This is a genomic window from Bdellovibrio reynosensis (assembly GCF_022814725.1).
GTDB lineage: Bacteria > Bdellovibrionota > Bdellovibrionia > Bdellovibrionales > Bdellovibrionaceae > Bdellovibrio > Bdellovibrio reynosensis.
Genome location: NZ_CP093442.1, coordinates 528,466 through 539,513 on the forward strand (window position 1 = coordinate 528,466; position 11,048 = coordinate 539,513).

An 11,048-nucleotide genomic window follows, 5' to 3' on the forward strand; every position below is an offset into this window, starting at 1 on the left:
ATGGCATGAACCCATTATGGAAACCGCGTGAATTGTTAAGTGAAGTGCAGACGCCCGCCAAAGTAGACGGGCAGTGGCCTTCGCTTATCGGAAAAATTCTTGCGGCCCGTGGGTTTGAAGATCCTAAAGAAGTTGATAAACTTCTTTTTCCAAAACTAGCGGATCTTAAAGATCCCACAGTTCTTAAAGGTATGACCCAAGCTTTAGATCGCCTGGGTCAGGCTTTTCTTAAAAACGAAAAAATCTGTATCTATGCTGACTTTGACCTGGATGGAACTTCCGGCTTAGCGCTATTAAAAACCGGTATGTTGGCTTTGGGTTTTCCTGAAGTTCAGCACTATCAGCCCAAGCGTTTGTCTGAAGGTTATGGTTTCCACGTTGCTGCGGTCGAAGAACTGCATAAGCAAGGTGTGACTTTAATCATCACTGTCGACGTGGGTATCACGGCACATCCCGCTGTGGCTCGCGCGCAAGACTTGGGAATTGATGTGATCTTAACCGATCACCATTTGCCATCTGAAACTTTGCCCCCTGCATTTGTCGTGATCAACCCTAACCAAGGGAATTGCCCTTCAGAATTGGGTTATCTGTGCGGCGCTGGTGTTGCGTTTTATCTTTTACGTGGATTGAAACGTTACTTCCAGGATCACCCGCAACTTCCTAAAAATAATTGGGATTTAAAAGAAGTCTTAGATTATTTTGTCATTGGTACTTTAACTGACATGGTTCCGCTGGTGGATGACAACCGCGTTTTAGTAAAGCACGGGCTGGTAAAGCTTGCTGAAACTAAAAGAGCCGGACTTCGAGCATTACTTGAAGAGTTGGATTTAGTAGATCGTCCTTTAACAAGCCAAGATGTTGCGATTCGATTTGCGCCAAAGTTAAATGCTCTTTCGCGCATGGAATCTGGCGTTTTACCCATTGATATCTTTCTGTTAGACGAAACTACGAAAGCTCGTTCTATGGTTCGTGAAGTGATGAAAAATAACTCCACCCGCGTGCAACTGCAAAACGACGCTGAAATCGAAGCTCAAGAATTACTTAAAGAGTGGCCCCATAAAGATTTTGTTTTCGTAGCTTCTAAAAGCTTCCATCGCGGGGTCGTGGGGCTTATCGCAACGAAGCTCACACAAGTTTACAACAAGCCCGCTTTTGTTGGTTCATTGGGTGATGACGGTATGATCGTCGGCAGTGCTCGCTTGCCGCAAGGGCAAGAAGCATGTCTGGTGCAAGCCATGGGATCAGCTCAAGACTTATTAAGCCGTTTTGGTGGACATTCTGCTGCCGCCGGTTTTGAAATCGCTGAAACTCGCGTGTCTAATTTTATTGATAAACTTTCAGGTCACTTTTCTGACCTACGTGAAAAACCAAAGCCGCTTGAAATCTTTTATGACGTTGAAGCCAAGCTTTCAGAAGTCAGTGCGGGCTTGATGAAGTGGTATGACTTCGTCGGACCTTTTGGTGCCGGTTTTTCTATTCCATTGATTCATTTTTCAAGCATTCAGGTCATCTCAAAACGCGAACTCAAAGGCGGGCATTTACGTCTGAAAGTAGCCGATGAGTCAGGCCAAACCTCTGAAGCCTTGTTATTCACACCGACACCTCGTCAGCTTCAGACCCTTGAAAACATTCCTGGTCAGTATCACATTCTAGGTGAGCTGCAGTGGAACTATTTTGCAGGACAAAAAACCGTGCAAATTCTTATTCGTGATCTAAAGGCAATCTCATGAAGTCTACAAAAAAAGTCGTAGTGCTTTTATCTGCGGGGTTAGACTCCACAGTGAATGCCTATGAAGCGATCAAACATCAGCATGAAGTGGTTCTAGCTTTAACTTTTAATTACGGCCAAAGAGCTGCAAAAAAAGAAATCGAACACGCAGCTAAGATCGCGGCACACTTGGGTGTACCCCATAAAGTTGTTGAACTTCCTTGGTTTAAGGACTTCAACAAATCTTCCTTGTTAGTGGAATCCCAAACTGTTCCCACGGGAAGCGCTGTAGAAATTGATAGTTTAGAAAAATCGGAAGAAACAGCAAGGTCGGTATGGGTCCCTAATCGCAACGGGATCTTTTTAAACATCGCTGCAGCTTATGCTGAAGCGGCGGGTGCAGAAGTCGTCATTCCAGGTTTCAACGCCGAAGAAGCCGCGACGTTCCCTGATAATTCCAAAGAATTTTTAGATAGAGCTACGCAAGCACTTTGGTACTCAACTTCCAATCACGTCACTGTTGGCTGTTTTACGGTGCATTTAAAAAAGCCTGACATTGTTCGCTTAGGCCAAGGCTTGAAAGTTCCCTGGGAACTAATTTGGCCATGCTATTTTGCCGGGGAAAAATGGTGCGGGGAGTGTGAATCCTGTCTTCGTTCCAAACGCGCCTTTGAGTCAGCAAAAGTGGATGTCAGCAGTCTTTTTAAAGGATAAAAATGGAAACTTTGTTCATTGATAAAAAATTTGCCTACGATGGTTCTCAGCTCCGTTCCCTTTTTGCTTACCTTGATCATGGCCTTCTTGGTCCTTCGATCGTCGCGTGGGAAGGTGGTTGCAATATTCCTTTCACCCACATGGTGGACGGTGAAGACTTATTAGCGAAAGCCGTGATTCAAGGCGATGAAATGGTTCATTTTATCATCGAGGTTTTTGATCGTGATTTATTTTCTGGTGTGGCTTTGCAAAGACTTTTTGCTTCTATCTGTAAGGACTATTTGCAAACTCATACAAAAGCTTTGAATGGAAAAAGCCTTTATCGTGATGGCGATGATATTTACCTTGATGATAAAAAGCTTAGCATCAGCATTGCAACCAAGTCCCCTGTGTCAGTAATGATTCATTTTGCGATGAATATCACGAATCAGGGAACTCCAGTAAGCACGCTAAGTCTTCAAGATCTAAAATTGGAAACAAAAACAGTGGCCGAAGATGTGATGAATTTATTCCGTTCAGAATATACGAAAATCATCGAAGCGACGCAAAAAGTCCGCCCGATCCCATAGAGGAAAATAGATTAAGAGGCTTTGTCTTTGGTTTTGATATAGGATTCGCGCAGCCATAAACGGATGTGCTTTAAGAAGTAATCCTTCATACCAAAGAAGACGAAGTGGTTGAGGCTTCCGCCGTCTTCACCTTTATCTTCTTCAGTGTAATTCACTGTGCCCACGATCTCAGGGGTTTCAAGCTCCTGGGGCCGCCATAAAATGAATTCTCTAAATGCACCAATGCTCATCGAACGATGGTATTTTAAAATCAGTCCTGCTTCAGAAATCTGCGTGATTTGAACTGGGTTTGCCACTTTCAATACACGTTCTTCATCCACGCGGGCTAAGGTGGCGGCCTCGCGATTCACCATTCTGCTGTGAAAGCTTACAAGTTTTTTCACAATATAAGTGCGATCCAGCGGAGCAAAGAACATATCTTTTACGAACTCACCAAAAGTCCGCACTTCTTCTAATGCTACAGATCTGCGCGAAAATAAATATAGCTCCGGTACAATCGGAGTTTTCACCTCATGTTTGGTACCGCGATCACTGAGATATTGAGTTACAGTTTGCCAGCGTTTATCTTTTTCAGTGCCGAAGATATCAAAGTTAGCAAAGATGAGGTCAACTTGAGCAGGAATCGTTTGGCGGTGGGCGGTTTCTTTATCTGCCAGATCCGACAGTAATTGGGTGAAGCTTTCGTAAGAATAAATTTCGATATTGCTCATTTTATCAATAAGCAATTGCCTTAGTTCTGATCCAAGCGGATTCGTTGTCTCTTCATCCACGATAATAATTTTTAAAGGAACTGGCATTTCAGGCTTTTTACCTAAAGCAAAGCTCGACGCTGGAATCAGACTGTTTTTTAATTCCTGACTTTGATGGTTTTTATTCTGCAAAATGTTTCTGCGAATCTGGCTGACCTGTTTATTGTCCATACCAAAGAACAAAAATTCACTTAAGAAATTGCCCGGGGTCATCTCTGTGCTTGATTTACAAACAGCAAGAACGCTTCGTTTATCGTCAGTTAAGAAAGCGTCGCTATAATATTTTGTCAAAGCACCAGGTTTGATAGGGTGATTATTAAATGTCGTAAAGCCCACTTCAGAAACGCTATTTAAAGAAACTTCTTTCAGCATTTCGATAGTTGACTGCATTTGCATAGCAGAAACAGTTTCCGTACTTAGTGGCTTGTGGCCAACCAAAGCGTATTCCAAATGCATCTTAAGCATCAATTTATCAAACGGCTTAAAGATCACGTTGTTGATGATGCGTTCTTCAGCTAAGGAAATATCAAAATCAGCGCTATCAAAAGCGGTGATAACTAGTGAAGTGACCTCCTCCGCAGGACATAACTTTTTACGAACGAAAAAGTCGCGGGCGCGCTTTAATAGATCAAGATTTTTAATTCCCAGAAATTCATTCTTGGCGATAACTAAGCGCAACTGATGAGCGTCGGAAGGTTCGATGGCTTCGCTTTCGTCAGTTTTATATTTCTGACCGCCTTTTGCTAAGGCAAGTGTGCCTTCGTGCATGGCCAATTTGAGCCATTCGTGAAATTGTTCAAGACTGAGAAAAAAGCGAATAGAAAGCTTCGGATCAATACTCTTTAAAGATTCGTAAAGATCGGCCTGGGTGCGTTCATCATCTTCGAGGATGTATATGAACTTCATATACTTTTAAGTATATCTTGGAATGAGATACATTTGTTAGAAAAATCTTAAGGAGTCCTGAAAATAAAGTAAACGGCGCCGATTAAGCATAGGCCCGCCCACAGGAAATCAAGCTTCAAAGGTTGTTTCATATAGAGAATAGAAAACCCCGCAAACACAGCCATGGTTATGACTTCTTGAATGATCTTTAGCTGAGGCAAACTAAACTGAGTGTAGCCGATACGGTTGGCAGGGACTTGCAAGACATATTCAAAAAATGCAATTCCCCAGCTTACCAAGATCGCCACCCACAGTGCTGAATCCTTAAATGATTTCAAGTGGCCGTACCACGCGAAAGTCATAAATACATTGGAAAGAATCAAAAGGCTTATGGGTGTGATGGCTGAATTCATGGGTTTGAGGACCTTTGATTATAGGCGTGATTGCAAAGCAAGCTTGCAATACGACGGTACTCACTTAGTAAATCCAAGTGAATAGAGCTGGTGTTAATCGAAGTAGCTAGACCACGGTTCAGGCGACTGATGTGGTTTTCGCGCAAAGATATCTCTGTTTTCGCTAAATCACGTTTCAACTGAATCGCTTCTTCGCAAAGGTCTTTGTTTGAATAGGCATTAATAGCCATGGCTGCCACTTTAACCACTTTTTCGTGCATGTGGCGGATTTCAGACCAACCTTCTTCCGAGAACTCAAGCTTTAAGGCGTTCTTTTTAATCGCCAGGGCCAAGATGTTGATGTCAATCGCATCCGCCGCTCTTTCGACGTCACTTAGGAACATGATCATATTCATGACGTTTTGATGAACTACCGTGGTTGATTTATTGGCGTGATCCAATAAGAACATTTTCGTTTCACGATAAAGGAAGTCGACCTTGTTATCGCGATCCTTGATGGAATCAAAGTCCTTGGGGTCATTCGTTTCAAAAAGACGAATCGAATCTTTGGTCATACCTAAAACGATATCCGCCGTGCGCTGAATTTCGCGATTGGCATAGGAAATCGCCAAGGCAGAGCTTTGATAGTTATTTAAGTTCACAAATTCAGTCCCGAATTCTTCGGAAGCCGCTTTCGGGAACATTTTTTCAATCAACTCTGCACCCTTATTAATGAATGGGAAGAACATCACCGCTGATAAAACGTTGAATATCAAATGTGCATTGGCAATTGAACGGGGGGTGGTCGTATCAAAAGTCATCAGATAGTCGATGAACAACTGCGTGAACGGATAGAAAATCACCACACTGATTGTCTTATAAAAGAAATGGGCCCAAGCAACCTGACGGCCGATATAGTTGCCACCCGCTGCTGCAATAAGTGCCACAGAAGTCGTACCGATATTGGCACCGTAAACCCATAACATCGCATCGTAGAAAGTGATGGCTTTCACCGCAGCTAAACTCATCGCAAGACCGATAGTCACAGCACTGCTTTGTACAAAGGCGCAGAATACGATGGAAATTAGAAGTGAATATCCAGGGTTGTCACGGATGCTTTGAAATAATCCCGTCAACAGCGGATTTTCAGCGAAGTGATGGGAGGCAACCGAAATCAAATTCAAGCCAAAGAACAATAAACCAAAACCCATGAACACCATGGATAGGTTTTTAAAGACGGTCTTTTTAGATTTAAAATAAAAAGCAAAAGCGATGGCAAAAACTGGCAGGGCATAACTACCCAAATCCAAAGAGATGAATTGAACAGTTAACGTCGTACCGATCGCAGTACCGATGATAACGCCCATCACTTGACGAAGATTGATCACGCGGGCTGATCCCAACCCCACAAGCATTGAAGTCACAGCACCCGAACTTTGCATTAAAGTCGTAAGTACCACACCCGTCAAAATTGCTAAGAACTTACTTTGGGACAAACGGTTTAAAAGAACCGTGATTTTTCCCGCCATCAGTTTTTCTAAAGAAGACGAAGCCAAGCCCATGCCGTAAAGAAACAGGGCTACACCGCTGATCAGAATAATAAAATAGGAGTTATGGGTGTCTATCATGATGAGGTATCCAAATCTGAATTGAAATTAACAAGGCTCCAGCCAAACAAAATTGTAGCAATGCTTGTGGGAATTAGGAAGCCCCAATATTGAACATGCATGAATGCGTAAGCAGAAATTAAAGAGCCAAGAATGAATGAAACGATGATTCCCACTCTCATCCAATTTGCAAGTATTTCGTTTTCCCGTGGTTGAATGTGATGGGAGCCACTGATCACGCGAACCATTCCAATTCCCAAATCCGTGGTCACACCAGTTAAGTGAGTGGTACGAATGATGGCGCCAAACGCCGAAGTGATGGTTGCATTTTGTAAACCGCAGGCCAAACAAAGGGCTGCCAAAAGAAAATGGTCGTTGCGCGCGATCTCGGCGCCAAAGTTTCCAAACACTCCCAAATTTCCTGCCGTCGTTACTGCTAATGTTAAAGAAAAAATGAGTAACATAACGATAGGGTATAAAGGCTTCTTGCCAATTTGAATTCGTTTATCAACCAACACAGCTGATAGCATAGCGCCAATTATGAAAAACACGGGCACCGCCAACATGCCCAATGCTGCAGTCCATCTTCCTTGTGCTGATTCAGTTCCCACCAAAGTACCAAACCCCGTGATGTGAGAAACAAAGCGATGGCAAGAAAGATATCCACCGGTATTTATAGATCCCGCTTGAAAGGCTAAAGAAAGCCAAATGATGACATTGGATTTACTGAAGTGAGCCAGAGTCTGTCGATAGGAAAACATGATGAATTAAGATTAAAACATCGCTTTTAAAAATACAAAAAGGACTTATATAATCAGGTCTTTAAGAGGTAGTAAAAGATGGCGCAAAATTCCCAACCAGTTTTAGTGGTCGCGGCTCTGATTCGACGTTACGGCGATCCAGAGAAAAAAATCCTGATTGTTCGCCGCGGACCAGGTCAAACCGGCGCAGGCGCCTGGGAGTTTCCCGGAGGAAAAGTAGAAAAAGGCGAATCCCCAGAGCAAGCTTTAGTGAGGGAAATTCACGAAGAACTGGGAATTGAAATCAAAGTCGGTGCTCTTTTGGGCGAAGCTGTTTACGCCTATCCATCGAAAGTCATAAAACTGCGAGTGCATTGGTCAGAGTCGTTAAGTTCCGATCTGCAGTTAGTTGAACACGACGCCTTTAAGTGGCTTAAGCCTGAAGAAATTCAAGTCACGGAGCTTTCTGAAGCAGATAGGCCTTTTGTCGAAATGATTCTTCAAGGCAGTAAGTAAGAACGCTCTTGCGGCGTCGGTAAACGACAGAACTCACGTTTACCAAACCAGGAATAGCGATTGCGAGCGACAAGCTTATAAAGCACATCGCGGATAGGTCCTGGAATGATCAAAGCTAAAAGGAATAATTTAAAAATTCCACCTAAGGTCGCAAGAATACGAATGACCGCTGAAGAGCGGTGATAGGTTTTACCTTTTTCGTAAAAAACAACGGTTTCCAGTGACTCTCTGTCATGGGGAGCGAGCAACCCTATTGCTGTGTCACCCTGAAGTGGGGCGAATAAAAGTTTATGATTTTTATCGCGACTGATAACAGCGTCCACAAATCCGTTACAAAGATGACAAACTCCATCGAAAAAAACTAAGTTTTTCGCTTTTAGGCTGTCCTGATTTTTTAGATTCGTGGTTTCCATATTTTCCATAGTAATTCCATTCTACTAACTTTATACTAATCAGACAAGGTGAGGAGTCTTGTTCATATGGAAGTCTTTTTATTTCCGCTCGTCAATGTGACCTTGTTTCCTAGAACAACAAAACCTTTAAATGTCTTTGAGCCCCGTTATCTAGCGATGGTGCGTGAAGCCGTCCGTAGCCAGACTCCGATAGCTCTAGGATTTATAGAAGATCCTTCTAAAGTCACTGCGGTCCAGCCCGGCGAAAAAGTTTCTTTTGTTCGTGAAATTGCAGGTTTTGGCCAGGCGCAAATCATCGAAGAACGGGTGAACGGTACACTTTTGGTCTTCTTAAAAGGTGAAGGCAAGTTACGCTTGGGAAAGGTCCTTGATAAGGGTCGCCCTTATATTGTGTGCGAAGCAGAAATTATTCCTGAAGAAAATGAACTCTTGCCGCAATTGCAAACCGAGCTTGATGCTTTGTTTCGCAGTTTGTATCGCTGGATTGAAACCCACATTCCAGATCCCACCCAGCGTGATATTTTACTGCGCAACTTAGTTGAACCCGAAGAAATCGTCGGCAGCTTTGCTTCATATCTAGTGCGTGATTACGACATGCAGCACATGGTTTTAGAATTTAAAGACATCAATGAAAAGGTCCGATTCCTTTATCGTCTTTTAGAATCGGGCGAGCTTACGACTTAATTTTGTGCGCGGAATGTGCGCATAAAAAACACCCATTGTAGTAGTAACACCCAAATAGTGTGAGCAATGGCCAAGTGACCGATCTTCATCCATACCGGAGCATGCAGCACCAAAGTGGCCACGCCAAAGATCATCGCTCCGATCAGTGCTAAACTCATTTGCACAGAGCGCTCTTGAATCAGTTTTGTATCATTGCTTTGTGCTTTCAACCAGAAATACAAAGCCAAAGATCCGCCACCCAACGTAGCAAGCAATGGATGCAATCCACGCAAGCGAACTAAGAAGTGCGATTCGGAAGCAAAGTCTGCCATCAAACCTTCCCAAAGATTGTGAGTTGGGAAAAGCGAGTTTGAAAGGGACGCCCAAGCACCGGTAATGCCAATAACGATAATCACTAAAGGTAAAAACTTATAAACTTTGTCTTTAGAATTTTCCTTAGGAAGTTCATGGGAAGCTAGCGCCGCTGCAAACGTCAATGCGACAGCTCCCGTCAGCAAAAAAGAATTCAATTGGTGCAGCGCCATCACGAAAGCGCGGTAGGGGGTATCGTTAGTCGTCACAAGTTTAAATAGAACTAACTTTGCTCCTAACAAAGCCTCAGTGATTGTAAAGATCAAGGTCGCTAAAGCGGCTTTTCTTGCAAAGTGACCTGTTGGATAAAGCTTTCTTGCCATCCACCAGAAATAGATCACAGCGAAACCATAAAGGCCTGACATCAGGCGGTGCCCATATTCGACCCAGGTTTTTCCGCGTTGTGCTTCCGGAATCAATTGTCCATGACAAAGGGGCCAGGTGTCTCCGCACCCATCGCCTGAATGGGAAATGCGCACCCAAGCGCCCCATAAAATCACCAGAACAGTATAGGCCAAAAGTGCGAATGCGAAGTTTTTGAAGCGAGTCAAATTCATAGTTCCATGGAGGTATCATGGGGCAGGTTGACTTTCAATCTCGGAAATTTTCTAATGAGCCATGTCTGAACAAATGCCACGTCATTCCCACAGCCATTCCCATAGCCATGCGCACGGTCATCACCATCATCATTCCCATGGCGGTGCCTTAGGAAGAATGAAATGGGCTTTGGCTTTAAATTTCGCTTTCGCTTGTATTGAACTGGTCGGTGGTTTGTGGACCAATTCAGTTGCGATTTTAAGTGATGCTCTTCATGATTTTGGCGACGCATTGGCGGTGGGGTTGGCCATCTTCCTAGAAAAACTTTCTCATAAAAAAAGTGATGGGGATTTTTCTTATGGTTACCGTCGATTTTCAACCCTGGGTGCCTTGATCACAGGAATTATTCTAATTCTTGGTTCAATCTTCATTCTTATTGAATCGATTCCGCGATTGTTGCAGCCCCAACAGCCCCATGCCGATGGGATGATACTTTTGGCGTTTCTGGGTGTGGCCGTCAATGGATTTGCCGCCTATCGGGTATCTAAAGGGGAATCACTGAATGAAAAGATGCTGATGTGGCACATGATTGAAGATGTGCTGGGTTGGGTTCTAGTTTTAGTCGGTGCCATCGTCATGAAGTTTTATGATATTCCTCAGCTGGATGCGGGACTGGCCATCGCATTGGCGTTGTGGATTTTGTATAACGTCTTTAGAAATGTGCGCGAAGCTTTAAAAGTTTTCTTGATGGCTTCGCCGAATATCAAAATTCATAGTGTAGAAAAAGAAATTTTAAAAATTCCAAAAGTCATCGATTTGCATCACGGTCACCTGTGGTCTTTGGACGGAGAAAATCATATTTACACTGTTCACGTGGTGGTAGCAGAAAATTCTACCATCCAGGATATGGAAAATGTGAAGCTTGCCATTAAAAAGCGTGTTCGTGATTTTGGCATCATCGAAGCGACCATTGAAACTGAAATCGTCGGTGGCGCGTGCGTGGACCCATCCCACGAATAGATCCTATTGGTCCTCAAATAATATGAAATCAATTGAGTCCGATCTCACACTGATTTATCTCAAAGTGAGACAGCAAATCTATTTCAATTTAGTAAATTTAAATTGTTGTACAAGTTTTTCCTACGGAACGCCGATAAGAGGTCTGGGTAAAAGTAAGGAAAAA

General features: G+C 43.4%; 12 protein-coding genes. 6 read left to right on the forward strand and 6 right to left on the reverse strand.

The window, feature by feature from the left end:
- The first annotated feature begins 5 nt into the window (after nucleotides 1–5).
- Genes recJ through MNR06_RS02420 form a run of 3 tightly spaced genes read left to right on the forward strand, consistent with a single transcriptional unit; the run spans nucleotide 6 to nucleotide 2,991 of the window.
- Entirely contained in the window at nucleotides 6–1,730 is a 1,725-nt protein-coding gene (gene recJ / locus MNR06_RS02410; RefSeq protein WP_243538408.1) for a single-stranded-DNA-specific exonuclease RecJ, read from the forward strand.
- Nucleotides 1,727–2,422: a 7-cyano-7-deazaguanine synthase QueC gene (gene queC, locus MNR06_RS02415; RefSeq protein WP_243538410.1), complete on the forward strand. Its 696-nt coding sequence runs from the start codon at nucleotides 1,727–1,729 to the stop codon at nucleotides 2,420–2,422. The genes recJ and queC overlap by 4 nt, the downstream gene beginning before the upstream one ends.
- Before the next feature lie 2 nt (nucleotides 2,423–2,424).
- Nucleotides 2,425–2,991 carry a DUF366 family protein gene (locus MNR06_RS02420; RefSeq protein ID WP_243538411.1) on the forward strand — a complete coding sequence of 189 codons (567 nt, stop codon included), beginning with the start codon at nucleotides 2,425–2,427 and terminating at the stop codon, nucleotides 2,989–2,991.
- 11 nt (nucleotides 2,992–3,002) lie between these two features.
- Here MNR06_RS02420 and MNR06_RS02425 read toward each other — a convergent pair whose 3' ends face one another.
- Genes MNR06_RS02425 through MNR06_RS02440 form a run of 4 tightly spaced genes read right to left on the reverse strand, consistent with a single transcriptional unit; the run spans nucleotide 3,003 to nucleotide 7,385 of the window.
- On the reverse strand, nucleotides 3,003–4,646 hold the full coding sequence (locus MNR06_RS02425) for a hypothetical protein (RefSeq protein WP_243538412.1): 1,644 nt from the start codon (nucleotides 4,644–4,646) through the stop codon (nucleotides 3,003–3,005).
- 47 nt (nucleotides 4,647–4,693) lie between these two features.
- Nucleotides 4,694–5,038 (reverse strand): DMT family protein, encoded by a 345-nt coding sequence (locus MNR06_RS02430; RefSeq protein WP_243538414.1) that lies wholly within the window; start codon nucleotides 5,036–5,038, stop codon nucleotides 4,694–4,696.
- A complete protein-coding gene (locus MNR06_RS02435) occupies nucleotides 5,035–6,645 on the reverse strand; it encodes a Na/Pi cotransporter family protein (protein ID WP_243538415.1) in 1,611 nt (536 codons plus the stop codon). Before MNR06_RS02435 ends, MNR06_RS02430 begins: the two co-directional genes overlap by 4 nt.
- Entirely contained in the window at nucleotides 6,642–7,385 is a 744-nt protein-coding gene (locus MNR06_RS02440) for a YoaK family protein (RefSeq protein WP_243538417.1), read from the reverse strand. Before MNR06_RS02440 ends, MNR06_RS02435 begins: the two co-directional genes overlap by 4 nt.
- A gap of 78 nt (nucleotides 7,386–7,463) precedes the next feature.
- On the opposite strand from MNR06_RS02440, the gene MNR06_RS02445 reads away from it, so the two are divergent.
- Nucleotides 7,464–7,880 carry a (deoxy)nucleoside triphosphate pyrophosphohydrolase gene (locus MNR06_RS02445; RefSeq protein ID WP_243538418.1) on the forward strand — a complete coding sequence of 139 codons (417 nt, stop codon included), beginning with the start codon at nucleotides 7,464–7,466 and terminating at the stop codon, nucleotides 7,878–7,880.
- Here MNR06_RS02445 and MNR06_RS02450 read toward each other — a convergent pair.
- Nucleotides 7,865–8,302 carry a thiol-disulfide oxidoreductase DCC family protein gene (locus MNR06_RS02450; protein ID WP_243538422.1) on the reverse strand — a complete coding sequence of 146 codons (438 nt, stop codon included), beginning with the start codon at nucleotides 8,300–8,302 and terminating at the stop codon, nucleotides 7,865–7,867. The two genes, MNR06_RS02445 and MNR06_RS02450, sit on opposite strands and share 16 nt — an antisense overlap.
- Nucleotides 8,303–8,359: 57 nt before the next feature.
- Here MNR06_RS02450 and MNR06_RS02455 point away from each other — a divergent pair, with 57 nt between their 5' ends.
- Nucleotides 8,360–8,977, forward strand: coding sequence for an LON peptidase substrate-binding domain-containing protein (locus tag MNR06_RS02455; protein ID WP_243538423.1), 618 nt, complete (start codon nucleotides 8,360–8,362; stop codon nucleotides 8,975–8,977).
- Here MNR06_RS02455 and MNR06_RS02460 read toward each other — a convergent pair.
- Nucleotides 8,974–9,885 (reverse strand): COX15/CtaA family protein, encoded by a 912-nt coding sequence (locus tag MNR06_RS02460; RefSeq protein ID WP_243538424.1) that lies wholly within the window; start codon nucleotides 9,883–9,885, stop codon nucleotides 8,974–8,976. The genes MNR06_RS02455 and MNR06_RS02460 overlap by 4 nt on opposite strands.
- 61 nt (nucleotides 9,886–9,946) lie before the next feature.
- Here MNR06_RS02460 and MNR06_RS02465 point away from each other — a divergent pair, with 61 nt between their 5' ends.
- A complete protein-coding gene (locus MNR06_RS02465; RefSeq protein ID WP_243538425.1) occupies nucleotides 9,947–10,885 on the forward strand; it encodes a cation diffusion facilitator family transporter in 939 nt (312 codons plus the stop codon).
- Nucleotides 10,886–11,048: the final 163 nt, after the last annotated feature.

Coding starts and splice junctions, on each gene's coding strand:
- MNR06_RS02465 (WP_243538425.1), top strand. CDS start 9,947: ATGTCTGAACAAATGCCACGTCATTCCCACAGCCATTCCCATAGCCAT.
- MNR06_RS02425 (WP_243538412.1), bottom strand. CDS start 4,646: ATGAAGTTCATATACATCCTCGAAGATGATGAACGCACCCAGGCCGAT.
- MNR06_RS02435 (WP_243538415.1), bottom strand. CDS start 6,645: ATGATAGACACCCATAACTCCTATTTTATTATTCTGATCAGCGGTGTA.
- recJ (WP_243538408.1), top strand. CDS start 6: ATGAACCCATTATGGAAACCGCGTGAATTGTTAAGTGAAGTGCAGACG.
- MNR06_RS02455 (WP_243538423.1), top strand. CDS start 8,360: ATGGAAGTCTTTTTATTTCCGCTCGTCAATGTGACCTTGTTTCCTAGA.
- MNR06_RS02445 (WP_243538418.1), top strand. CDS start 7,464: ATGGCGCAAAATTCCCAACCAGTTTTAGTGGTCGCGGCTCTGATTCGA.
- MNR06_RS02460 (WP_243538424.1), bottom strand. CDS start 9,885: ATGAATTTGACTCGCTTCAAAAACTTCGCATTCGCACTTTTGGCCTAT.
- queC (WP_243538410.1), top strand. CDS start 1,727: ATGAAGTCTACAAAAAAAGTCGTAGTGCTTTTATCTGCGGGGTTAGAC.
- MNR06_RS02440 (WP_243538417.1), bottom strand. CDS start 7,385: ATGTTTTCCTATCGACAGACTCTGGCTCACTTCAGTAAATCCAATGTC.
- MNR06_RS02450 (WP_243538422.1), bottom strand. CDS start 8,302: ATGGAAAATATGGAAACCACGAATCTAAAAAATCAGGACAGCCTAAAA.
- MNR06_RS02430 (WP_243538414.1), bottom strand. CDS start 5,038: ATGAATTCAGCCATCACACCCATAAGCCTTTTGATTCTTTCCAATGTA.
- MNR06_RS02420 (WP_243538411.1), top strand. CDS start 2,425: ATGGAAACTTTGTTCATTGATAAAAAATTTGCCTACGATGGTTCTCAG.